General features: G+C 41.0%; 21 protein-coding genes and 3 rRNA genes. 18 read left to right on the top strand and 6 right to left on the bottom strand.

Annotated features, from left to right (window positions below; translation table 11 throughout):
- Positions 1-66: 66 nt before the first annotated feature.
- Positions 67-1,374, bottom strand: coding sequence for a S8 family peptidase (locus ACZ427_RS11015; RefSeq protein WP_461178508.1), 1,308 nt, complete (start codon positions 1,372-1,374; stop codon positions 67-69).
- Between the two features lie 935 nt (positions 1,375-2,309).
- Between ACZ427_RS11015 and ACZ427_RS11010 the strand changes: the two genes are divergently transcribed.
- From ACZ427_RS11010 to ACZ427_RS10985, 6 genes are all read left to right on the top strand, one after another.
- A 16S ribosomal RNA gene (locus tag ACZ427_RS11010) occupies positions 2,310-3,876 on the top strand.
- 165 nt (positions 3,877-4,041) lie between these two features.
- Positions 4,042-6,962: ribosomal RNA gene (locus ACZ427_RS11005) — 23S ribosomal RNA — on the top strand.
- Positions 6,963-7,147: 185 nt separating this feature from the next.
- Positions 7,148-7,263, top strand: a 5S ribosomal RNA gene (gene rrf / locus ACZ427_RS11000).
- Together the 16S, 23S and 5S rRNA genes form the textbook arrangement of a ribosomal RNA operon.
- A 1,178-nt stretch (positions 7,264-8,441) precedes the next feature.
- The gene (locus ACZ427_RS10995; protein ID WP_461179424.1) at positions 8,442-9,434 is read left to right on the top strand and encodes a TRAP transporter substrate-binding protein; all 993 of its coding nucleotides are present in this window, start codon (positions 8,442-8,444) and stop codon (positions 9,432-9,434) included.
- On the top strand, positions 9,435-9,923 hold the full coding sequence (locus ACZ427_RS10990; RefSeq protein WP_461179423.1) for a TRAP transporter small permease: 489 nt from the start codon (positions 9,435-9,437) through the stop codon (positions 9,921-9,923).
- Positions 9,920-11,215: a TRAP transporter large permease gene (locus ACZ427_RS10985; RefSeq protein WP_461179422.1), complete on the top strand. Its 1,296-nt coding sequence runs from the start codon at positions 9,920-9,922 to the stop codon at positions 11,213-11,215. The genes ACZ427_RS10990 and ACZ427_RS10985 overlap by 4 nt, the downstream gene beginning before the upstream one ends.
- 124 nt (positions 11,216-11,339) lie before the next feature.
- On the opposite strand, the gene ACZ427_RS10980 is transcribed toward ACZ427_RS10985, so the two are convergent.
- Positions 11,340-11,528 (bottom strand): hypothetical protein, encoded by a 189-nt coding sequence (locus ACZ427_RS10980; protein ID WP_461179421.1) that lies wholly within the window; start codon positions 11,526-11,528, stop codon positions 11,340-11,342.
- A 77-nt stretch (positions 11,529-11,605) separates the two neighbouring features.
- Complete coding sequence (locus tag ACZ427_RS10975) at positions 11,606-12,880, bottom strand: BaiN/RdsA family NAD(P)/FAD-dependent oxidoreductase (RefSeq protein ID WP_461179420.1); 1,275 nt, start codon at positions 12,878-12,880, stop codon at positions 11,606-11,608.
- Positions 12,881-13,043: 163 nt separating this feature from the next.
- On the opposite strand from ACZ427_RS10975, the gene ACZ427_RS10970 reads away from it, so the two are divergent.
- The 5 genes from ACZ427_RS10970 (at position 13,044) to ACZ427_RS10950 (ending at position 17,915) form a co-directional block, all read left to right on the top strand.
- The gene (locus ACZ427_RS10970; RefSeq protein ID WP_461179419.1) at positions 13,044-14,660 is read left to right on the top strand and encodes a putative polysaccharide biosynthesis protein; all 1,617 of its coding nucleotides are present in this window, start codon (positions 13,044-13,046) and stop codon (positions 14,658-14,660) included.
- Between the two features lie 11 nt (positions 14,661-14,671).
- Positions 14,672-15,379: a pseudouridine synthase gene (locus tag ACZ427_RS10965; protein ID WP_461179418.1), complete on the top strand. Its 708-nt coding sequence runs from the start codon at positions 14,672-14,674 to the stop codon at positions 15,377-15,379.
- A gap of 20 nt (positions 15,380-15,399) precedes the next feature.
- Positions 15,400-15,978, top strand: a complete 579-nt coding sequence (thpR, locus tag ACZ427_RS10960) for an RNA 2',3'-cyclic phosphodiesterase (protein ID WP_461179417.1) — start codon at positions 15,400-15,402, stop codon at positions 15,976-15,978.
- Entirely contained in the window at positions 15,962-16,906 is a 945-nt protein-coding gene (locus ACZ427_RS10955) for an NERD domain-containing protein (protein WP_461179416.1), read from the top strand. Before thpR ends, ACZ427_RS10955 begins: the two co-directional genes overlap by 17 nt.
- A gap of 199 nt (positions 16,907-17,105) precedes the next feature.
- Complete coding sequence (locus ACZ427_RS10950; RefSeq protein ID WP_461179415.1) at positions 17,106-17,915, top strand: phosphotransferase; 810 nt, start codon at positions 17,106-17,108, stop codon at positions 17,913-17,915.
- Here ACZ427_RS10950 and ACZ427_RS10945 read toward each other — a convergent pair.
- On the bottom strand, positions 17,908-18,195 hold the full coding sequence (locus tag ACZ427_RS10945; RefSeq protein ID WP_461179414.1) for a YtzH-like family protein: 288 nt from the start codon (positions 18,193-18,195) through the stop codon (positions 17,908-17,910). The genes ACZ427_RS10950 and ACZ427_RS10945 overlap by 8 nt on opposite strands.
- Positions 18,196-18,284: 89 nt before the next feature.
- Here ACZ427_RS10945 and trmB point away from each other — a divergent pair, with 89 nt between their 5' ends.
- Together trmB and ACZ427_RS10935 are read left to right on the top strand one after the other, a co-directional pair.
- Positions 18,285-18,920 (top strand): tRNA (guanosine(46)-N7)-methyltransferase TrmB, encoded by a 636-nt coding sequence (trmB, locus tag ACZ427_RS10940; RefSeq protein ID WP_461179413.1) that lies wholly within the window; start codon positions 18,285-18,287, stop codon positions 18,918-18,920.
- Positions 18,921-19,231: 311 nt separating this feature from the next.
- Positions 19,232-20,086 carry a YtnP family quorum-quenching lactonase gene (locus tag ACZ427_RS10935; RefSeq protein ID WP_461179412.1) on the top strand — a complete coding sequence of 285 codons (855 nt, stop codon included), beginning with the start codon at positions 19,232-19,234 and terminating at the stop codon, positions 20,084-20,086.
- A 120-nt stretch (positions 20,087-20,206) separates the two neighbouring features.
- Here the strand turns inward: ACZ427_RS10935 and ACZ427_RS10930 are convergent, their stop codons facing one another.
- The gene (locus ACZ427_RS10930) at positions 20,207-20,524 is read right to left on the bottom strand and encodes a PepSY domain-containing protein (protein ID WP_461179411.1); all 318 of its coding nucleotides are present in this window, start codon (positions 20,522-20,524) and stop codon (positions 20,207-20,209) included.
- 190 nt (positions 20,525-20,714) lie between these two features.
- Here ACZ427_RS10930 and ACZ427_RS10925 point away from each other — a divergent pair, with 190 nt between their 5' ends.
- Positions 20,715-21,782 (top strand): M42 family metallopeptidase, encoded by a 1,068-nt coding sequence (locus ACZ427_RS10925; protein ID WP_461179410.1) that lies wholly within the window; start codon positions 20,715-20,717, stop codon positions 21,780-21,782.
- Positions 21,783-21,981: 199 nt separating this feature from the next.
- On the top strand, positions 21,982-22,482 hold the full coding sequence (locus ACZ427_RS10920; protein ID WP_461179409.1) for a DUF84 family protein: 501 nt from the start codon (positions 21,982-21,984) through the stop codon (positions 22,480-22,482).
- 32 nt (positions 22,483-22,514) lie between these two features.
- Here the strand turns inward: ACZ427_RS10920 and ACZ427_RS10915 are convergent, their stop codons facing one another.
- Entirely contained in the window at positions 22,515-22,955 is a 441-nt protein-coding gene (locus tag ACZ427_RS10915) for a YtoQ family protein (protein ID WP_461179408.1), read from the bottom strand.
- A 272-nt stretch (positions 22,956-23,227) separates the two neighbouring features.
- Here ACZ427_RS10915 and ACZ427_RS10910 point away from each other — a divergent pair, with 272 nt between their 5' ends.
- From ACZ427_RS10910 to ytpR, 3 genes are read left to right on the top strand one after another with little or no spacing between them, the layout of a single operon-like run.
- Positions 23,228-23,545: a thioredoxin family protein gene (locus tag ACZ427_RS10910; protein WP_461179407.1), complete on the top strand. Its 318-nt coding sequence runs from the start codon at positions 23,228-23,230 to the stop codon at positions 23,543-23,545.
- A gap of 28 nt (positions 23,546-23,573) precedes the next feature.
- Entirely contained in the window at positions 23,574-24,380 is an 807-nt protein-coding gene (locus ACZ427_RS10905; RefSeq protein WP_461179406.1) for a DUF1444 domain-containing protein, read from the top strand.
- 15 nt (positions 24,381-24,395) lie between these two features.
- A complete protein-coding gene (gene ytpR, locus ACZ427_RS10900; protein WP_461179405.1) occupies positions 24,396-24,998 on the top strand; it encodes a YtpR family tRNA-binding protein in 603 nt (200 codons plus the stop codon).
- Positions 24,999-25,029: the final 31 nt, after the last annotated feature.

The raw sequence follows: 25,029 nt of genomic DNA, 5'->3' as shown, positions 1-25,029 counted from the left end.
TTTTAAGGTCTAGAATGATAATTCTATTAAAAAGTCTCGCCTAGCTGCTTCATAGGGAGAGTATAATTAGCCTTCCAGACTTGTATTCGATGGCATCTGATTCAGATAGTGTTCTGCCATTTCAATCGCACTTTCTGCATCAATATAACCCCAGTGGTCATCCAACGTTGGATGGGAGCTTGCCTTTAAAATACTCTTGATATCATTTGGGCTGAGGTTAGGATTCGCTTCCAGCATAAGGGCAATGATCCCGGCGCAAATTGGTGTTGCCATTGAGGTTCCGGATAGCTGAATATAGTTTTCGTCTATAATCTGTTCTGGCAACTGTTTTTCAAGTGCAGAACCAGGAGCTAAAGCAGCTATAATATTTGTCCCGGGTGAATAAATATCCGGTTTTATTAATGAATCAATTGTCGGCCCTCTGCTGGAATAATCCGCAATCACATCATCAGCCCGCTCCTCTGTGTCCTGATCATTTGTTGACCCGACCGTTATTATAAATGGATTGATGGCGGGAGTACTGATGGTTGATGCTGTCGGCCCACTGTTTCCTGCAGCTGCACAGACCACAATACCGTTATGCCAAGCTTCCTGGGCTGCCAGTGATAATGGATCATCTCTAAAAGATTCATAGGCAGGAGCGCCGAGTGAAAGGGAAATGATGCTAATATTATGAGTTTCCTTGTTCTCCATACACCACTCAATACCTACAATAATAGTTGACAGCCTGCCACTACCATCTTCATCTAATGCTTTTACTCCAATGACATTAGCCTGGGGAGCAGTACCGATATATTCTCCATTAGACAGGTGCCCATTGCCAGCAACATCACCAGCACAATGGGTTCCATGCCCGTTATCATCATATGGATCTTTCTCATCATTCACAAAATCCTGAAATGCTATAATCCTATTCGTTGAATTTGTCAGGTCTTCATGTGGGTGAATACCTGTATCGATAACTGCAATCGTAACATCCTTTCCAGTGAAACCGTGCTGTTCGTGTACATTTTTTGCTCCAGTCAATGTACTGGCTACATCTAAAAAAGCTGTAACCATCCGGTCATAAAAGATACGATCTATTGCATCATGGTCTTTGATTTGTTTGAGTATGCCTGGTGTTAAATGTCCACGAATGCCATTAACACTGCGCAGTTCTCTGTCTAGTTTGTTATGGGAATTTATATTGCAGGACTTTAGGAGGTCATCTTTTTTGACTTTATCACAATTATTTTTGTAGTAGACAATAATAGGTATTTCATTGTTACTGGTTTCATCCGGATCGTCTTTTCGATTGGCGCGTAATTGGTCTATCAAACCGGGATCCAGCTTTCTGCCACTATCTTCAAACCAAACATTTTTTCTGTTACTCATTTTCATCCTCCTCATTATTGTTTTGTAAAGGAAGTAAGAATTTTCCTTCAATAATAGTTTATCAAGGTAGATTTGTTGAAACAATCCGACAACTTAACTATTTTCGATGGAATAGAGCGCTTAACCTAATATGTTTGCGGATGGTTTTCAAGAAAAAATAGTTGGAATAGACTAGTACCACTATTTAATGTAGATAAATTATTGATACCTATTTAAAGGAGGAAAGACAAACAAACACTATATATACTGTATAAGTCAATAGCTAAACATCATAAGGAACATTTTAAATGTAGAATCTACATTTATTCTTTTACATAAGCATTTGTACATATAGTTTATGATAATTCGTTTTATGGCGGATTTATTAAACAAAGCTAACCTCATATTGATGCAATTGTATTTCATGAAGTTTGTAATCTACTATTTAATTAGAATAAACTTGCACCTGAACAAATAACGATTTATTGGTTAAAGTATGTATGTACGTTATTGTATTGCTTTTATATTAATCAGCAAATGGCAAATATGAATTTATCATTGACATTTTTATGTGACGGTTGTAATATTGATTTCGCTGCTAAAAAACATATGATTTTTTTAGCGCAGAAAGCAAGAGAAATTAGTGTTGAATATTAATTGACATCACTCAATGATATGTGATATATTAATAGAACCTACTTTGGTAGACGACATATGTCGACTGCTTTTCACAAAAGAAACATTAAAAAAAGTTGTTGACATTGAAAGTCGAAAATGATATATTTTAAAAGTTGCTTTTTTAAAGCGACTTGCGATTTTCGCTCTTTGAAAACTGAACAAAACAACCAGTATGTCAAGAAGAACATAACATGTTTTTCTTTAAACAAATCAGAAGTTAACGCTTCTGAGAAAAGCTAAGTATATAAGATTGATTGGTGTTAATCTTATTTCAAACTTTTTTGGAGAGTTTGATCTTGGCTCAGGACGAACGCTGGCGGCGTGCCTAATACATGCAAGTCGAGCGCGGGAAGCAAGCAATCACCCTTCGGGGTGTGCGCTTGTGGAACGAGCGGCGGACGGGTGAGTAACACGTGGGCAACCTACCTGTAAGACTGGGATAACTCGCGGAAACGCGAGCTAATACCGGATAACACTTTTGCTCTCATGAGTGGAAGTTGAAAGGCGGCATTTATGCTGTCATTTACAGATGGGCCCGCGGCGCATTAGCTAGTTGGTGAGATAATGGCTCACCAAGGCGACGATGCGTAGCCGACCTGAGAGGGTGATCGGCCACACTGGGACTGAGACACGGCCCAGACTCCTACGGGAGGCAGCAGTAGGGAATCATCCGCAATGGACGAAAGTCTGACGGTGCAACGCCGCGTGAGTGATGAAGGTTTTCGGATCGTAAAACTCTGTTATTAGGGAAGAACAAGTGCCGTTCAAATAGGGCGGCACCTTGACGGTACCTAACCAGAAAGCCCCGGCTAACTACGTGCCAGCAGCCGCGGTAATACGTAGGGGGCAAGCGTTGTCCGGAATTATTGGGCGTAAAGCGCGCGCAGGCGGTCTTTTAAGTCTGATGTGAAAGCCCACGGCTTAACCGTGGAGGGTCATTGGAAACTGGAGGACTTGAGTACAGAAGAGGAGAGTGGAATTCCACGTGTAGCGGTGAAATGCGTAGAGATGTGGAGGAACACCAGTGGCGAAGGCGACTCTCTGGTCTGTAACTGACGCTGAGGTGCGAAAGCGTGGGGAGCGAACAGGATTAGATACCCTGGTAGTCCACGCCGTAAACGATGAGTGCTAGGTGTTAGGGGGTTTCCGCCCCTTAGTGCTGAAGTTAACGCATTAAGCACTCCGCCTGGGGAGTACGGCCGCAAGGCTGAAACTCAAAAGAATTGACGGGGGCCCGCACAAGCGGTGGAGCATGTGGTTTAATTCGAAGCAACGCGAAGAACCTTACCAGGTCTTGACATCCTCTGCTATCGGTAGAGATACCGAGTTCCCTTCGGGGACAGAGTGACAGGTGGTGCATGGTTGTCGTCAGCTCGTGTCGTGAGATGTTGGGTTAAGTCCCGCAACGAGCGCAACCCTTGAGATTAGTTGCCAGCATTTAGTTGGGCACTCTAATCTGACTGCCGGTGACAAACCGGAGGAAGGTGGGGATGACGTCAAATCATCATGCCCCTTATGACCTGGGCTACACACGTGCTACAATGGATGGAACAAAGGGCAGCGAAACCGCAAGGTCAAGCAAATCCCATAAAACCATTCTCAGTTCGGATTGCAGGCTGCAACTCGCCTGCATGAAGCCGGAATCGCTAGTAATCGCGGATCAGCATGCCGCGGTGAATACGTTCCCGGGCCTTGTACACACCGCCCGTCACACCACGAGAGTTGGTAACACCCGAAGTCGGTGAGGTAACCTTTTGGAGCCAGCCGCCGAAGGTGGGACCAATGATTGGGGTGAAGTCGTAACAAGGTAGCCGTATCGGAAGGTGCGGCTGGATCACCTCCTTTCTAAGGATATATTACGGAAACATACTCGGTTGTTTGGTTCAGTTTTGAGAGAGTGAAAACTCTCTATTTGTACCTTGAAAACTAAATAAGAGTAACAACGACATCAATTTTTTTGAAATAAAGCGAAGGCGAATTTAAATTCGTACGCTTATTCACAGTAACGCTAGTTAAGTGAATAAGGGCGCACGGTGGATGCCTTGGCACTAGGAGCCGATGAAGGACGGGACTAACACCGATATGTCTCGGGGAGTTGTAAGTAAACTACGATCCGAGAATTTCCGAATGGGGAAACCCACTGTTCGTAATGGAACAGGACTTGTGTCTGAATACATAGGGCACAGGAGGCAGACCCGGGGAACTGAAACATCTCAGTACCCGGAGGAAGAGAAAGCAAACGCGATTTCCCAAGTAGCGGCGAGCGAAACGGAATCAGCCCAAACCAGAAAGCTTGCTTTCTGGGGTTGTAGGACACTCCACCAGGAGTTACAAAGAAATTCCTTAGACGAATGATCTGGAACGATCAGCCATAGCGGGTAAGAGCCCTGTAGTCGAAAAGGAATTTCCTCCGGAGTGGATCCTGAGTACGGCGGAACACGAGGAATTCCGTCGGAATCCGGGAGGACCATCTCCCAAGGCTAAATACTCCCTAGTGACCGATAGTGAACCAGTACCGTGAGGGAAAGGTGAAAAGCACCCCGGGAGGGGAGTGAAAGAGAACCTGAAACCGTGCGCTTACAAGTAGTCGAAGCCCGTTAATGGGTGACGGCGTACCTTTTGTAGAATGGACCGGCGAGTTACGATCGTATGCAAGGTTAAGTGGAAGACACGGAGCCGCAGCGAAAGCGAGTCTGAACAGGGCGAATGCAGTATGCGGTCGTAGACCCGAAACCGTGTGATCTACCCATGTCCAGGGTGAAGGTCAGGTAACACTGACTGGAGGCCCGAACCCACGTATGTTGAAAAATGCGGGGATGAGGTGTGGGTAGGGGTGAAATGCCAATCGAACACGGAGATAGCTGGTTCTCTCCGAAATAGCTTTAGGGCTAGCCTCAAGGAGATAGAGTACTGGAGGTAGAGCACTGATTGGACGAGGGGCCCTCACCGGGTTACCGAATTCAGTCAAACTCCGAATGCCAGCTACTTTACCTTGGGAGTCAGACTATGGGTGATAAGGTTCATAGTCGAGAGGGAAACAGCCCAGACCGCCAGCTAAGGTCCCAAAGTATACGTTAAGTGGAAAAGGATGTGGAGTTGCCCAGACAACCAGGATGTTGGCTTAGAAGCAGCCATCATTTAAAGAGTGCGTAATAGCTCACTGGTCGAGTGACTCTGCGCCGAAAATGTACCGGGGCTAAACGTATCACCGAAGCTGCGGATTGTTCTTTGAACAATGGTAGGAGAGCGTTCCAGGTGCCGTGAAGTCAGACCGTGAGGACTGGTGGAGCGCCTGGAAGTGAGAATGCCGGTATGAGTAGCGAAAAAAGAGTGAGAATCTCTTTCACCGAATGCCTAAGGTTTCCTGAGGAAGGCTCGTCCTCTCAGGGTTAGTCGGGACCTAAGCCGAGGCCGAAAGGCGTAGGCGATGGACAACAGGCAGATATTCCTGTACCACCTCATGATTGTTTGAACGATGGGGGGACGCAGTAGGATAAGGAATGCGCACCGATGGATGTGTGCGCCCAAGCAGTGAGAAAGTTGGATAGGCAAATCCGTCCAACAATTTCAAGCTGTGATGGGGAGGGAAATTTAGTACCGAAGTTCCTGATTTCACACTGCCAAGAAAAGCCTCTAGTTAGATCATAGGTGCCCGTACCGCAAACCGACACAGGTAGGCGAGGAGAGAATCCTAAGGTGAGCGGGAGAACTCTCGTTAAGGAACTCGGCAAAATGACCCCGTAACTTCGGGAGAAGGGGTGCTCACTTGTGAGTGAGCCGCAGTGAATAGGCCCAAGCGACTGTTTAGCAAAAACACAGGTCTCTGCGAAGCCGAAAGGCGAAGTATAGGGGCTGACACCTGCCCGGTGCTGGAAGGTTAAGGGGAAGCGTTAGCACTTACGTGTGAAGCGTAGAACCGAAGCCCCAGTAAACGGCGGCCGTAACTATAACGGTCCTAAGGTAGCGAAATTCCTTGTCGGGTAAGTTCCGACCCGCACGAAAGGTGCAACGACTTGGGCACTGTCTCAACGAGAGACCCGGTGAAATTATACGATGTGTGAAGATGCACATTACCCGCGACAGGACGGAAAGACCCCGTGGAGCTTTACTGTAGCCTGATATTGAATGTTTGTGCAGCTTGTACAGGATAGGTGGGAGCCTGAGAAGCGTGAGCGCTAGCTTACGTGGAGGCACCCGTGGGATACCACCCTGGCTGTATGAACTTTCTAACCCAGGACCGTGAACCGGTTCGGAGACAGTTTCAGGCGGGCAGTTTGACTGGGGCGGTCGCCTCCCAAAAGGTAACGGAGGCGCCCAAAGGTTCCCTCAGAATGGTTGGAAATCATTCGCAGAGTGCAAAGGCAGAAGGGAGCTTGACTGCGAGACCTACAAGTCGAGCAGGGACGAAAGTCGGGCTTAGTGATCCGGTGGTTCCGCATGGAAGGGCCATCGCTCAACGGATAAAAGCTACCCCGGGGATAACAGGCTTATCTCCCCCAAGAGTTCACATCGACGGGGAGGTTTGGCACCTCGATGTCGGCTCATCGCATCCTGGGGCTGTAGTCGGTCCCAAGGGTTGGGCTGTTCGCCCATTAAAGCGGTACGCGAGCTGGGTTCAGAACGTCGTGAGACAGTTCGGTCCCTATCCGTCGTGGGCGTTGGAAGTTTGAGAGGAGCTGTCCTTAGTACGAGAGGACCGGGATGGACACACCGCTGGTGTACCAGTTGTTCCGCCAGGAGCATGGCTGGGTAGCTACGTGTGGCAAGGATAAGTGCTGAAAGCATCTAAGCATGAAGCCCCCCTCAAGATGAGACTTCCCATCACTTCGAGTGAGTAAGATCCCTCAGAGACGATGAGGTTGATAGGTTCGAGGTGGAAGCATGGTGACATGTGCAGCTGACGAATACTAATCGATCGAGGACTTAACTAACTTCTTTACGATGTACGTTGTTGAAACTCTTATTTAGTTTTTAGGGTATAAATCAAAAAAACCTTGCATTTTTATTTAATAATGCATATAATATATCTTGTCCTTGTTAGAAGGATTATGTAAGGAGGTTCGGTTAAAACCGTTCACGTCCTGTGAACAACACCGAACGACCTACATCCTGTAGGTCTGGTAGCAAGAGCGGAGAGGTCACACCTGTTCCCATGCCGAACACAGAAGTTAAGCTCTCTAGCGCCGATGGTAGTTGGGACATTGTCCCTGCAAGAGTAGGACGCCGCCAGGCACACATAAAAAAAGCTAAGATACATCTTCGTATCTTAGCTTTTTTTATAATAGAAATAAGGGCTCTCTCATCAATTTCATATAAAAACATGAAAAATTTCCCTGGTATACAAATAGTATATCGGTGTTTTTTTGTTAATTAAAAGTTAAGAAACCAACATGGCGGCTAAGAGTATGCCAGCACAATCTACAATGAAAACAGCTAATTTAACCATAAGGCAGTATTCTAAAGATTGGGACTGCGGTTACTCGTCCACCGAAACAATTGGGGCAACGCCTATGTGACCAACATCATGGTGGCCCAAGGCTGAAGCCGTGCCCAATAAAAATCGAAGTATACTGCCGAAGCGATTGTGATAGCACTCGGGTTCAAAAGGAATGGAAGAGAGCAAAACCACGATAAAGTTATGTCGACTTTTTATCAACTGCGAGGATTAAAGAACAACAAATTTTACTAAAAGAGCCAATCAGAAAAGGCATAATATTAGTTCATGGTGGTTATATTCCCGTTCTAATAACAGTTATTTTCATACAAAAGTATATAACTTTGGCAGTATACATGTTGACTACAATGGAAGACATGTCCAGCGAAGAGGACTACCCCGCTTGAGATCAAAAGTTGCGAACTCCCCGTCAGCAAAGAAGCCCACTGTGATTTCTTACATAAAAAGGACTATCCAAAAAACAACTGCAGTAATAGGTAGCAAGCATCCCTAATTATATCAAGGTTTACCTGACGCTTTCGGTCGGAATGAAATTTTATTAAAAACCATGAAAAGGGTTGCATCTTTTTTTTAAAAAAGTTATGCTATAAAAGTTAATTTGTTTACCAAACAAATTAAAGGTTAAGTGAAGCAATTCATTATGAAGCCACCAAATAACAGAGATAACATAATAAATTGCCTGAATCTTAGCAGTTCATCTGGTTGAAATTCTATAGCAGATAAAGTCTATTCCCTTCTATCTGCTAAAAATGGTTAATACTTTACTGGATTAGGGAATGAATAAAGATAGCTCTTATTATATAGCAAAAGTTCATATGTACGGTTTCAGGATTACAAATGCTTTACTGAGGAAAGAAGGTAATTAAAGATTTCTTTTTAAACGCTTTCACCCATTTCCTTTTTAATTAGTATACGTCCAATAAGATTTAAATTTTAATATGAAATGAGGTAGGTAATGGTGAGAAAAATTTATCCTTTATTGTTAATGATGCTATTGGTGGCTTGTGGAGGCAATGATGACCGTTCCGAAGCAACTGAGTTAAAGCTCGCACATAACCAGCCACAGGATCATCCAATACATGAATCTCTGATGGAATTTAAACGGTTGGTGGAAGAAAAGTCTGGGGGAAATTTGCAAATTAATATTTATCCCAATGGCCAGTTAGGAAGTGAACGGGAGGTTATTGAACTAACGCAGACAGGTGCAGTCGACCTGGCAAAAGTTAGTGCAAGTGCCTTGGAATCTTTTGAGCCGGAATATTCTATTTTTAGCTTGCCTTATGTTTTTGAGGATTATCAGGAATTTAAAAATGCAATGAACTCAGATGGAGTCACTAATCGGTTATATCTTCAAACAGAAGATATTGGTTTCAGAGGATTGACTTATTATAGTGCAGGAACCCGGAGCCTTTATACAGAAAATCAGGAAGTGACGGACGTCTCGGACATGAGAGGTTTAAAAGTACGGGTTCAACCAAGTCAGACAAGTGTCAGTATGATAGAAGCATTTGGGGGCATCCCTACGTCTATGGCCTATGGGGAAGTTTATACTGCTCTGCAGTCTGGCGTAATTGATGCTGCGGAAAATAATGAAACGGCATTGGTTAATAATAACCATGGTGAAGTGGCGAAATACTACATGTATACGGAACATCAAATTGTGCCAGATATGCTGATTATGAACAGTAACAAGTTTGATGGTCTTTCAGAGGAAGAAACAAGGGTCATTCAGGAAGCTGCAGAAGAATCGACCGTATACCATGAAGATGTATGGAACAAAACGATAGAAGAAAATATTGATATAGCAAAAGAGGAAATGAATGTCCAATTCATTGAGGTGGATAAAACATCTTTTATCGAATCTGTTCAACCGCTTCATGAAGATTTTTCGGAAAATGAAAAGACAAAAGAAATTTATGATTTAATGATGGAAGGAGCGGAACAGTAAATGAATAAATCGAAGGAAATTGTAGATAAAGTACTTCTTTCAGTTACATCCTTCATGTTAGTGCTCATGGTGCTTCTGTCAATTTGGCAGGTGACGGCAAGATATCTGTTAAATGTTGCCAGTCCTGGTACCGAAGAAGCGATAAGGTTTCTGCTTATTTGGTATGGTCTGCTTTCAGCTGCATATGTTTTTGGAATTAAAAAGCATATTGCCATTCTGTTTTTTAGGGAAAAATTAGGATTAAAGACACAATCATTATTGGAAAAATTCACGAATGTACTGATTATTTTAACTGCAGGAGTTTTAATGGTTTATGGGGGAATACAAATTATGTTGCTTACAACGACGCAAATAGCTCCAGCAACAGGAATATCTCAAGCTATTGTATATGCCTCCCTGCCAATTAGCGGCTTATTTGTCATCTTCTATACGATACATAGTATGATGGCTGGTTATGAGAACACAGGAGAAGAGGTGGAGTCATTATGACATTTATAGCAGGAATTGTATTATTCGGTATCTTCTTTCTCCTATTACTCGTTGGCGCTCCAATTGCTCTAGCTATTATTCTAAGTTCTGTGGGGGCTTTCTTACTGGTTTTACCATTTGATGTGGCTATTCTAACATCTGCACAACGAATGGTTACAGGAATAGATAACTTTACAATGTTGGCAATTCCACTATTTGTTCTCTCAGGGATCATAATGAATAATGGCGGTATTGCTTTCAGGTTGGTTAACTTCGCGAAAGTGTTGGTTGGCAGGCTTCCGGGATCGCTTGCTCATACGAATGTTGTTGGTAATATGCTGTTTGGTTCGATATCAGGGTCAAGTGTTGCCTCTGCAGCTGCAATGGGAAGGATTATGACACCGATGCAAACCAATCAAGGTTACAAAAAAACCTATTCAGCAGCAGTGAATATTGCATCAGCACCTACAGGGCTGATTATCCCGCCAAGTTCCATCATTATTATTTATTCATTGGTAAGTGGCGGGACATCCATTGCGGCACTATTTATTGCAGGTTATATACCAGGTATTCTGTGGGGCCTGGCGGTAATGGCTGTTGCCTATTTCATGGCGAAAAAAGAAAGATATCCTGTTTCTGAAAGTCCAACGTGGAAAGACAGGTGGTATATAATATGGAGTGCCGTGCCAAGCTTGTTATTGATTGTTATTGTTATCGGCGGGATTGTCGCAGGAATTTTCACGGCTACCGAAGGCGCAGCAGTTGCAGTTTTATATTCCGTTGTCTTATCCATGATTTATAAAAGCTTAAAGCTTAAGGATTTTCCGGCTATATTTAAAGAAACCATTGAAATAACCGGAATGATTCTCTTTTTAATCACTTCATCCGCCTTGTTTTCTCTGGTAATGTCGTATACCGGCCTACCGGAAGCCTTAAGTAATGCACTCTTATCAACTACAGAAAGCTATGTAGGTTTGATATTAATTATGATAACAATTCTGTTAGTAATCGGAACATTTATGGATATTACGCCAGCTGTATTAATTTTTACACCAATTTTCTTACCAATTTCACAGGAGTTGGGCATTGATCCCATTCATTTTGGGATAATTATATGTTTCTCCCTTTGTATTGGAAATATGACTCCACCAGTAGGCAGTGCTTTATTTGTTGGTGCCAGTGTGGCAGGAGTTAGAATTGAACAGGTGATTACAACATTGCTCCCGTATTTTGCGGCAGTCATTTTGATTTTGCTTCTCGTAGCTTTCATTCCAGAAATAAGCCTGTTTCTGCCTGAATTACTTGGGCTATAGTTACATGAATATCATATCGATTATTATAGTCCGTCTCATAGTCGCAGAAGCAATTCTGTGCTATGAGGCTTTTTAAAAAACATGTAAAAAGCGCACCTTAAAGGGGTACGCTTTTTTACTTCTGTCAGCTCATTCCATATGGACCCATTTGCTGAGAACCTCCACTGTTTCCGCTATTCATCTGGGAAACAAATGGAACCATCTTCTGCATGGTTTGTCCTAAGTTTTGGTTATTTTTGGTCATCGAGTAATACGTTGCAGCTCCCACACCGATGGAAGCAATAATTGGTAACCACATTCCGTTTCTCTGCATCAATACCAGCCCTTTCTGTTATGGAAAGCTTTCAGCATTATTAGGATGACAAATGTTGCATCATTTCATGTAAGGAATCATCTGCCAATTTTAATCTTGGCTGCTTCATTCGCTGCATTTATACCGGCCAGACGCCCTGTAACAAGTGCAGATGTAATATTGTACCCACCAGTATAGCCATGAATATCCAATATTTCCCCACAGAAATAAAGGCCATGCATTATTTTAGACTGCATTGTATTTGGAACAACTTCCTTAATCGACACTCCACCACCTGTTACAAAAGCTTTATCAAGTGGTAAAGAACCATTCACATAAAAGGTGAAGTTCTTCATATCATGAATAATGGAACGAACGGTTTCTTTGGAAATATTGGCCGCTTTTTGTTCTTCATCCACATTATTATTGGATAGAATGTAAAGCAGGAAGCGTTCTGGAACGACTCCCTTTAAAATATTTTTTATAGACTTTCTAGGACTGCTTTCGATTGCCTCCGTTATATTCTTATATAAATTTTCTTCCTTTTCTTCAGGCAATACATCCAAAACCATTGGCACTTTTTCTCTTCCTTTCATCAATTCCTTGACAACGAACTGCGAGCAACGCAGTACAGCAGGACCGGAAATGCCGAAATGAGTGAAAATCATATCCATTTGATGTGTAATCATTGGTTTGTTCTTTTTGTTTAAAACAGATAAAGCTACATCCCTTAGTGACAACCCTTGCAGACTTTTCTTTTTGATAAATTCCTCTGAGGATGTAAGGGCGACTTCTGTAGGGTAAAGATCTGTAATTGTATGCCCTGCTTTTTTTGCCCATGCGTAACCATCGCCTGTCGATCCAGTATGGGGCACGGCTTTCCCGCCAACTGCGATAACCATCGCCTTTGTTCTTAATTTTTCCTGGTTGGAAAGGATGACGGTATGTTCTGATTCATCGTAATGCACTGCCTCAACTGCTGTATTGAACACAACTTCCACATGCAATTCGTGTAACTTATTGATTAATGCATTCACAACTGTTTTTGCCGAGTTAGATTTTGGAAACATCCTCCCATGATCTTCTTCTTTTAATCCGACACCCATTTGTTCAAAAAAATCGATGATGTCATAGTTATTAAATACAGAAAACGCACTATATAAAAACTTTCCATTCCCTGGAATATGTTTAATCACTTCCTCTTGGGGAAGGCGGTTTGTTACATTACATCGTCCACCGCCCGAAATGGCCAGCTTTTTTCCTAACTTGTTCCCTTTTTCAAGTAAAATTGTTTTCGCTCCATGCTCTGCAGCGGCAATCGCGGCCATTAACCCCGACGGCCCGCCTCCAATCACAATTACATCATATGCCAATTGAATTCATTCCTTTCGTATGTATCTTACCACTAAAGGAAGGAGGTGCTCAATTTATTGCTGAGAAAATCTGATTTCACTGCTGAATCATTATCTGTATAAGCTTTATATATGATAAAATAAAAGCTATGTCTATAAATAGAAATCAAATGCAGGTGAAAAAATGTCGAACATTGTAAGAGGAGCGATGTTGCTCACAGGAGCATCATTTTTGTCAAAGTTTTTAGGGATGATCTATGTCATTCCATTTAATGCTTTAGTTGGGGAAACCGGGGGAACGCTTTATAACTATGCGTACACCCCTTATAATATTTTACTTAGTATTTCCACGATTGGCGTACCTTTGGCTGTGTCAAAATTTGTCGCTAAGTATAATTCCTTAGGGGATTATGAAACCGGCAGAAGAATGTTTAAAGCCGGGATAGCTCTAATGATGGCCAGCGGATTTTTGGCATTTTTGGTCTTATTCATAAGTGCTGGATGGCTTGCCGGCATGATGGTACCTGCTGAAACTGGATCAATTACACAAGAAGATGTTGCATTTGTCATTCGAATGGTTAGTGTTGCATTGCTGGTCATTCCTTCAATGAGCATCGTCCGAGGATTTTTTCAGGGTCACCAGTCAATGGGACCTACTGCAGTTTCCCAGGTTGTCGAGCAGATTGTCCGGATTGTATTTTTATTAACGGCAGCGTTCATTGTACTGCGATTAATGGATGGAACTATTACTACTGCCGTTGGATTTGCAACATTTGCTGCATTTGTTGGTGGTGCTGCTTCAGCGATTGTATTATGGGTTTATTGGAAAAAACGCAAATCAGGTCTCGACCGTATGCTTATGCAGCAGACATTTTCCAATGAATTACCAAAAAAAGATCTGTTCATTGAATTATTCAGTTATGCAGGTCCATTTATAATTGTAGGTTTGGCGACATCACTGTATCAACTGGTTGATAGTTTCACTTTTAACCGTGCAATGGTTGCAGCAGGGCACGAAGATATATGGAATATTGCTCTTGCTGCCATCAATTTATATGGGCATAAACTGGTTATTATTCCTGGAACACTGGCTACAGGCCTGTCTCTAGCTTTACTGCCGGCTCTAACGAAAAGTTTCACACAAAATAACCAGGAATTACTCTACAGGCAAATCAATCAGGCTTTGCAAATTGTTTTAGTATTGGTTATTCCAGCTGTTGTAGGCCTTACTGTGTTATCTTATGAAGCATATGGGGCATTATATAGTTTAAATAACATCGACATCACTGGAACATTATTAGGCTGGTATGCTCCGGTTGGCTTGTTATTTTCATTGTTTACCGTTTCTTCTGCGTTATTGCAAGGCATTAATGAACAGAAATTTGCAGTTATCAGTTTATCTGCCGGTCTTTTGATTAAAATCTTATTTAACATTCAACTGATTCACATGTTTGGTGCAAAAGGTGCAATCTTTGGTACAGCCTTGGCTGCGGGTACAGCAGTTGCTTTAAATTTATGGCGAATGAAAATGAAAATAGATTTTCCTCTAAAGGAAGTTACAAAACGTACAATGCTGATTGGAATTTTTGTACTTATTATGTGTATCACCATCTGGATTGTAAAAGCAGTAGCTGGTATATTCCTGCCTTACGAAGAGGAAAGGTGGGCAACCATCCTGATGCTAATATTAGGTGTCAGTTCAGGTGGATTTGTATATATATGGCTTGCTTATGAATCCACATTACTGGAACGTATACTCGGCAGTCGTGTAAAGGTTCTGGATAAAATCTTTCGGAGGTAAGGAGGTATTGAATGCGTATTGATAAGTTACTTTCAAATATGGGCTATGGAAGCAGAAAAGATGTAAAAGCACTGCTCAAAAAGAAGCAGGTTACTGTTAATGGAACAGTTACAAAAGATGGAAGTGCTCATATTAATCCAACAGAGGATATCGTCAAGGTAAAGGATAATACCGTACATTATAGGAAAAATATATATGTAATGATGAACAAACCACCTGGATATATCTCAGCAACGGAAGATATGCGGGAAAAAACGGTGATTGATCTGTTGTCAGCGGATTTGCAGCATTTTAATCCCTTTCCTGTCGGCAGATTGGACAAGGACACAGAGGGGCTCTTATTGATTACAAATGATGGGGAGCTCACACATCAGTTAGTGTCACCAAAAAAAGATGTTAAAAAAACATATTATGCGAGAATAAAAGGAGTTGTAACCAGTGAAGATATCGTGGAGTTTGAAGCTGGTATAACTTTAGGAGATGGCTATAAAACAAAACCTGCTAAGCTGGACATCCTTCACAGTGACGACATGTCAGAAATTGAATTAACCATAACGGAAGGAAAATACCATCAAGTTAAAAGAATGTTTGAAGCTGTGAACAAGAAAGTCATTTATTTAAAGCGGATACGGATGGGGGCAATAGAACTGGATGAGACGTTGAAACGAGGCTCCTATCGAGAATTAACAAAGACCGAATTAAATCTGTTGAAAAAATAACAGGAGGGCGGTACAAGCCAATGGCATCACACTATTTTATTGCTATTCCAGTTCCTGAAAGCCTGCAGAATTTTTTTTCCGAATGGCAACGGCAGTTTAAACATGATTTGAATTACAGACAATGGACGCAACGAGAAGATTTACACATTACATTGAAATTTTTAGGTCCTGTTGCGGATGATAAACTTCGCTATTTAGAAGGTGAACTTTATAAATTAGAACAGCTTCAGGCATTTCATGTAAACGTTGGAACGATCGGTACATTTGGTAAACCGGAACGTCCAAGCGTATTATGGGCAGGTGTGGAGAAAACCGATGCTCTGTCACGTCTTCAGCAAATGGTTGAGGCTTGCACTGGGGTTACTGGATTTCCTAAAGAGAACCGCCCGTATCGGCCGCATATTACATTGGCCAAAAAGTGGTTCGGTGAAGAGGCTCCGAAAGCAGTGGGGGAAATTAAAAAAGAATTTACAAAACAAATGCCAATGCATGTGAATGAAGTTATTTTATACCAAATTTACCCGGATCAATCCCCGAAGTATAAACCAGTCGCAACATTCCGGTTGGAAAAGGGAGAGAAAAATGGCTCAATTGATTAAATTGCAGGATTATATTACGCGTTATGAGTGGGATATTTATCGCTATCCCACCCAATTTATACGATTGAAAAATGATAATTGGAAAAAAGTGCATGCAATGTGGAGTCATCCAACAAACATCCGGGAAGAGGAGTCTGAGCCTTCCGAAGTTGTTGTAGCTGAAAAGAACTCACCATTTGCAAAATGGAAATCATTTATAAAAAAAAGAAATCATAAGGCGGATGAGGAGAACGAGCAAAAAAAGGATGATGAAGAAACATTGCCTGCTACCGAAGCGGAATTAAAGCAGCATTTTTTAAACAGGTTATTGCGTTTTCAACTGAAATGGGCTACCTCAACCATTACAGAAACTTCATTTATGAACAAAAGATATGAAGACGATCCAACGCTAAAATATTTCTTGCAGCGGTTTCCGGATACGTATCTGCTTATGTATTTTCCGATTTTTAATATAAAGAAAGCCTCCGTTGACGGGGAAATCATCCTAATAAATCCAATCGGGATTGAAATTATCAAACTTATTGATGAGGGAAGGGATGCTGTCGTTAAAGCCGGACCTGAAAGGACGTGGACGGTAGAAAAAGGGAATAGTCATGCAAAGATATTAAGCCCAATAATTGCTTTAAAACGTACGGAAAAAATTGTGGATCGGATTCTAAAAGCACATGCGATTGAGTTCCCCATTCAGAAAACAGTTTTGTCCAAAACGAACAATATCATCGTTTCTACAAATTTCTATCATACAACGATTGCCGGGAAGAGTGCGTATGAAAAATGGTTCCAACAAAAACGTCAACTTGTTTCACCGCTGAAAAGTGGACAGTTAAAAGCATCTGAAGCCCTGTTAAAACACTGTCAAACGACCGCTGTGAAACGATTAGAATGGGAAGACGACTGGTCTGCATTCCCGGTTGGAAATGAGGAGTAGAAGAATGAGATAGTATATCAGGTCGATGGACAAACAGATATATGTTATACTTGTGAAATTTCCAAGGAATCTGAAGCAATTAGGTAGTTGGGGCAAGTTGAAAAAAATTTAAAGGATTTATACATAGTTGTATTTTTTTTCTGATGGTTATAAAATGGATAATTGAATGCTAATTTGTGAAAGATGTGAGGAAATTATAATGGACTGGCTAAAAAAAGTATTAGGTAAGGGCTGGGAGGTTACACCAGCTGGTGGACTAACCGGTGATGCCTATATTGCTGAAAAAGACAACAGGAGACTTTTCCTGAAACGTAATTCTTCACCATTTCTGGCTGTGTTATCCGCAGAAGGAATTGTTCCTAAATTGATCTGGACGAAACGGATGGAAAATGGTGACGTTATTACCGCACAGGAATGGCTGGATGGTAGAGAGCTTAAGCCAGTAGAAATGCAACAATATCGGGTTGCTCAAATTTTACGCAAGATTCACCATTCCTCCGAATTGTTGCACATGCTCATGCGTCTCGGGAAAAAGCCTGTAACTTCCGATGAAAGCTTTACAAATATATATGAACTCCTGGTTGCAACAGGTCTTGCAGAAGAATATGAGGATATACGTATTGCCTTAATGTACTTGGAACAATTGTTGCCAATAACACGCCAGCAAAAACTGGTTGTTTGTCATGGTGATATAAATCATAATAACTTATTGCAGGGTAAAGACGGGTATTTATACTTAGTTGACTGGGATAATGCAACGATTGCTGACCCGGCGACAGACTATGCGATGGTATTGAAATGGTATATTCCAATGAATGATTGGAATGATTGGCTGGACAAATATGGTGTAGCCAAAGATAATCATACCATTGGAAGAATGTACTGGTATCTTTTACTGGATGGATTGCAGTATTTGGGCTGGCATAGGCAACGCAATGAGTCTGATAAGGTACTGGCCAGACTAAAGAATATACAGGAGCTTAATGAGCAAATTGAGGCTTCTATTTAAACGCAGTATGCTGAATTGCACTTATCCAATTTTCGATATTACTTTTATTTGATGTTATATGCTCCGGCAAATCTGGAGCAATTTCACCCTGTCTTCCATAATTATAAATATCGGGGAGAAGGTTCAATAATTGTTCATCGGTTATACTGTTGTTGTCCAGCATGGATTGAACCAGACGCATAATTTGCTGATATTCAGTAATATTGCCACAACAGTCAGCTTGTTGTTCATCCAAAAGATCATATAATAATGTTAATTGATTATTAACAGTTAGTGTCATCCGATATCACCTCAAGCAATAGTTTTAGTCAAATTTATTTTTTTATTCAATACAATACAATGCACTTATAGTGAAGAAAGGTGTAACATATGCGTCAGCGAAACAAACCATGGGCAGATGACTTTTTACAAACAAACCGTCATCTTGTTATCCAGAATGCAAGTGAGAATAGAAGCAGATGGCAAACCATTTTTGGAAATAGCAATCCCGTTCATATCGAAATAGGGACAGGAAAAGGTCAATTTTTGATTGGTATGGCTAAACAGTTCCCAAATATAAATTTTATTGGGATTGAGGTTGCAAAAAGTATTGTTGTAACAGCAGCACAAAAGGTCATCGATTCCGAATTGGATAATATTTTGCTGTTAAACGAAAATGCAGAAAATCTACAGGAAATTTTTGCGGCAAATGAAATTGGTGCCATCTATTTAAACTTTTCCGATCCATGGCCGAAAAACCGGCATGAAAAGAGAAGACTTACATTCCATACATTCCTCAAGCAGTATAGGGAGATACTAGATAAATCTGGCGAACTTATTTTTAAAACAGATAATCAAGGGTTATTTGAATATTCCTTAGTCAGTTTTTCGCAATTTGGAATGAAATTGGAACAAGTGAATCTTGATTTGCATGAACAACAAGATTCATTGAATGTCATGACAGAATATGAGGAGAAATTTTCTGCTAAAGGATATCCAATTTACCGGTGTCATGCACGCTTTTAAAAAGAACCGAATTTCGGTTCTTTTTTTATTTAGGCAGGTTTCTAAAAGATTGTGGATGCGATTACTCTTCCCACCGAAAATATTTGGGGTAACGCCTATGTGACCAACATCGTGTTGGCCCGAGGCTGAAGCCGTGCCCGCTAAAAAGCAACGGTCCGCAGCGGTAATCAACCCAGCAGTTACGTCGCATTCAACTGTGAGGGTTAAAAAGCAACAAAGCTTATGAAAAGAGTCTTTATTAAAATGTTAGCGTTTGCAGAAAAACGTGTTGTTGGCTACACTAAAGATAGATATAGAAGGAGGATGATAAGATGGAGAAACTGCAAGTTGGAAGAGCGGAGTTAACATGGTTAAATGGAGGAGTCAATTTTCTTGATGGTGGTGCGATGTTTGGGGTTGTACCTAAAGCATTGTGGAGCAGGAAATATCCTGTTAATGATAAAAACCAAATTGAGTTACGGACAGACCCAATTCTTTTACAAATTGACGGCAAAAATTTTCTGATTGATTCAGGAATGGGGAATGATAAACTGACAGAAAAACAAATGCGAAACTTTGGCATGCTTGAGCAATCTTCTGTTGATCAGTCCCTTGCTGCATTAAATCTAACGGTGGATGATATTGATGCGATGATTATGACACATTTGCACTTTGATCATGCATGTGGGTTGACCAAAAAAGAAGGAGATTCGTTTACACCTGTGTTCAAAAATGCTTCCATCTATACATCTGCTGTTGAATGGTACGAAATGAGAAATCCTAACATACGCTCGGTTAATACATATTGGGAAATGAACTGGCAACCGGTAGTAGAACAGGTAAAGCCATTTGAAAAAGAAATGGAGATTGTTCCGGGGTTAAAGCTGATTCATACCGGTGGTCATAGTGACGGGCATAGTATTCTTGTTTTTGAAGATGGAGATGATTGCTTCATTCATATGGCGGATATCATGCCAACACATGCGCATCAAAATAAATTATGGGCACTTGCCTACGATGATTATCCAGTAACTTCGGTCCATGAAAAAGAAAAATGGATGGAATTTGGTTATCAACGACAAGCGTGGTATACATTTTATCATGATGCACACCTTAGAGCAGTGAAATTTAACCATACAGGTGAAAAGATTAATGAGATTAAACGGGAAAGATATGAGTATAGATAAAAAAACAGCTGCTAAAGCAGCTGTTTTTTTATAGACAGGTAAGAATATATAACTATCTTACTGTATACGTTTAGGCTAAGGCTTTATCGCCATAAAAGTTTGGTCGTTTAGCCAAAATTTCTATGAAGATGTCTGCACTGAATCAATGACAGCTCCTGACTCCACATCTACATGAAATTCATATTGTTTGGCTTCCCCGTCAATATTACGGGTAACACCGCCGCGGTACGCGTTGTACATTAAGCCATTTTTTTCAATTTCCTCCGGTTTCATATAAATCCATGAACCGCTTATCGGACCATTTTTCTTAAATGCTTCCTTCGCATTTTTCAATGCTTTTTCTGCTGTCACTTTTTGGTAGTTGTCCACAACTTCTTTTGCCAGATAACCAACAGTAACACCTAATGCTGCTGCAAGTATTACTCTTTTTCTGCTCACTTAACTCTCACCTCTAGCTATATATATTTTGATTCAGCTTATCCATTATATACTTCTTATTCAGTATAACTGAAATAATGAAAAATAGAAAATAAAATATTATATTGGAAATCTAGTGAATACTGGAATCTAATCGATACTTTCCGTTATACTGAATATACTACATAGGAGCTAAAGGTGGGAGAAAAAAATGAAGCAAGAGACACTTGATCTTTTTAAAAATTTGACAGAATTACAAGGGGCGCCAGGGAATGAACATCCTGTACGCGCATTTATGAAAAAGGAATTGGAAAAATACTCGGATGAGCTTATCCAGGATAACCTTGGAGGCGTATTTGGCATTAAAAATGCTGATGGCCCGAAAGTGATGGTAGCGGGACATATGGATGAAGTCGGTTTAATGGTTACACAGGTTACAAAAAACGGGATGATTCGCTTCCAGCCTTTAGGCGGATGGTGGAGCCAGGTTTTATTGGCACAGCGTATGCAAATTATGACAAATAAAGGTCCGGTCACTGGAGTGATTGGTTCCATCCCTCCACATAATCTGACAGAAGCACAACGCAAAAAGCCAATGGAGATTAAAAATATGCTTATCGATATTGGAGCCGATGATCAGGAAGACGCAGAGAAAATCGGTATCAGGCCAGGACAGGCCATTGTTCCAATTACACCATTTACACCAATGGCAAACAGCAAAAAGATCTTGGCGAAAGCGTGGGATAACAGGTACGGCTGTGGTTTATCGATTGAATTACTGAAAGAACTGCAAAATGAAACCATCCCAAATCAATTATATTCCGGAGCTACAGTCCAGGAAGAAGTCGGTTTACGCGGGGCACAGGTTGCAGCAAATATGATTCAACCGGATATTTTCTATGCGTTGGATGCTTCCCCTGCGAATGATGCTGCCGGAAGCGGTGAGGAATTCGGACAATTGGGCAAGGGGGCTTTACTCCGTATTTTTGACCGGTCAATGATCACACTTCCTAAGATGAAGGAATTCATTCTCGATACAGCGGAATCCAATGACATACCATATCAATATTTCATTTCACAGGGTGGTACAGATGCAGGAAGGGTCCATCTTTCAAATAAGGGTGTACCATCAGCAGTTGTTGGTATATGCTCCCGTTATATTCATACCTCTGCGTCTATCATCCATGTAGATGATTATGCAGCGGCAAAAGAACTAATCGTGAAGCTTGTTAAGAACACAGATCAAAACACAGTGGACCAGCTTCGTCAGTATAATTAAATAGAAATAGCTGCTATCAAGATGGTGGCAGTTATTTCAAATAAATCAGCAGTTAAGGCAGTTAACCCCCGATCAGCTGATATTTTCATGAATTACGTCCAGACCCAGCATTTCTTTCCTTGAGGTCTGAAATATTAATTCCCTTTGCTTTGGGTGATAAGGCGCTATAAGCTTTAATCGTTTCGAAGGAGCATTTTACATGAATATCATAATAGGATCAAAAAATCCGACGAAAATAAAAGCAGTACAGGAAGTATTTCCAACATACAAGGTCACTTCGCTGGACGTCCCGTCAAATATTTCCGCCCAGCCATTTTCCGATGTGGAAACAAGGAAGGGCGCAATTAATCGTGCCATACAATGTACAGAGACTGGTGAGGGTATAATTGGTATAGGTCTTGAAGGTGGCGTCATGTATGTTGATAATTCTTTATTCTTATGCAATTGGGGAGCCCTTGTCACACCTGATCGTCGAATACATACAGCAAGTGGTGCAAGAATCTTATTGCCAAAAGAAATTGAAGAACAATTAAAAAAAGGTGTGGAGCTTGGAGATGTGATGGACAGCTATGCAAAGAAAGAAGATGTCCGCAAGAAAGAAGGTTCCATTGGCGTTTTTACTAATGATCTTATTTCAAGGCAGGAAATGTTTGTCCATGTGGTAAAATTATTACGAGGGCAGTGGGAATATTGGAAATAACAAAAGCAGCGGACAGATACCGCTGCTTTTTGTTATTCGAAAATATAAGCTAATACATCCAATGCCTGATCAACAGTTTCTACTGTTACATTTGCCTTATTGGAAAGTTCCTTTAATGGGTGAATTAAGCTTTCCGGTCGGACAAGAATCGTAGGTTTATTCATGGTAATTGCAGCACTGGCATCCATCGCTGTATTCCATTGCTTGTATTTCTCTCCGAACAGCGCGACAACTACATCTGATTTTTGCATCAATACCTGTGTGCGCAAATTATTGACACCAGAAGCAGCATCATCTTTATAGACAGCTCCCGGCTGTTCTCCCAGAATGTCTTCCCCAATATCATCGGAGCGTTGGTGATTTGTTTGTGGCGCAACAAAAGTCAATGGAAGCTTTTTTTCCTTTGCTTTCTTTTCCAATTGATCGCGCCAATCATCATGAATCTGTCCAGCTAAATAAACGGTTAATTCCATCTTCATCCCTCCAACCTTTTTAGCAGTTAAGCGTTTAAAACGCTTTTTCTGCATAAATGTAACTAAGGTTTATGCCGAAAATCTTGTGGCAAAAACCAAGTTTTCTTATCTATTCTTAATTGTAAACAATTACATGAAGACCTGCAATGAAATTGATATAATGGCAAAAATTATTCGTAAACAATCGTAAATTCTACATATTATAGATAACAATCGAGATAATTGAAACGAAGTGAAAACAAGTCTATGATAAGAAAGGGAGTTGATATATAATGAAAACACTGGAAACGATAGAACAATTTAATGAATGGAAAAATAATGAACGTGTGATTATGCTGTTTACAGCAGGGTGGTGTCCGGATTGCCGCGTAATTGAACCCCAATTACCAGAAATTGAAGCAGAATTTCCCGCCTATACATTTATTGAAGTGAACAGAGATCAGTTTATCGAAATTTGCCAAGAACATGATATTTTTGGAATTCCGAGCTTTCTTGCATTTCATAATGGAGAAGAGGCAGGAAGGTTTGTCAGTAAGGACAGAAAAACGAAAGAGGAAATTATCCAGTTCATAAAAGATTTACCTGCATAAAGCACCTTTGTTCGAAGGGGGTACAATAATGAAAATGACCAGTATAAAACTGAAGAAAATATTGGAAGAAAGACTGAAGAATGAAGATTATAGAACATCCTATAACAGAGATAAAGATACATTTCGTATTGAATGGAAAGAATCCAAGCAGGGCATGACAATCTCTTTGCCTAATATTATTAAGAAATATAATGAACGTGGAGAGCAGGCAATTGACGAACTGGTGGAGCATATAGCAGAAGCACTCCGAATTATGAATGAAGATCCACAACTTTCCGGAATGGAAAAAAATATTTATCCAGTTATTCGTGCCACTTCTTTTCCAACGAAAACAAAAGCTGGCACCACACTTGTTACAAAGGACCATACGGCGGAGACGCGAGTGTATTATGCACTTGACTTAGGGAAGTCCTATCAATTGATTGATGAAAATCTCCTTGAAAAAGAAGGATGGACTGTAAGCAGGATTGATGAGATTGCCTCCTTTAATCTTCGTTCATTATCCGTGGATTTTAACACAGACCGAGTCGCTGGAAATAATTTCTATTTTGTGGCCAAGCAGGATGGTTATGACGCAAGCCACATTTTAAACGAGGCATTTTTAGAAGAAATGAAAGCAAACGCAAAAGGTGAACTGGCGGTGGCTGTGCCACATCAGGATGTACTGATCATTGCCGATATTGAAAACAAAACAGGATATGATATATTGGCACAAATGACGATGAAGTTTTTTGCGGAGGGCAGAATACCAATTACGTCGCTTTCCTTTATTTATGAGGACAAAAAGCTGACCCCTATTTTTATTCTTGCAAAGAACCGCCCTGAAAAAAAGTAGAAAAGAGTGAGGCAAATGTTTGTATTTTATAATCCAAAAGGTATTGGTGATGTATTGATGATGCCAATAAAAGGCGGAGACCGCTACGAAATTTCCAATGAAAGCCATGGACCGATTACAAAAATAACCGCCACGAATGGTGAGGTGCTCGGTTATAACATTTTTAATGCACAAGATTATTTTGATTTGAAAGAAGAAGGCCAAATTACGTTAACTGAAGCATTACTGGATCAAATAAAAGAATTATTCAGGGAAAATAATTTGGATGATGCACTTGACTTTGATTTAAGTCCGAAATTCATCGTAGGGTATGTTACAAGTAAAGAGCCCCATGAAAACGCGGATAAGTTAAGTGTATGTCAGGTTAATGTGGGTGAGGAAAACCTGCAAATTGTATGTGGTGCACCAAATATTGACAGCGGACAGAAAGTCGTCGTGGCAAAAGTGGGGGCGACGATGCCTGGTGGAATGAAAATAGAACCTACAGAATTACGCGGCGTACCTTCGAATGGTATGATATGTTCTCAAAAGGAGCTTGGATTACCAAATGCACCAAAGGAAAAAGGAATCTTTGTACTTGATGATTCCTATACCGCAGGCGAACCTTTTCAATTCTAATTGGAGAACAACCTTAGTTTTTTAAAAACGA

The sequence above is a fragment of the Virgibacillus ainsalahensis genome, assembly GCF_055380755.1.
The sequence above is the reverse complement of the archived record's forward strand: the minus strand, read 5'-3'. Positions and strand labels throughout refer to the sequence as shown.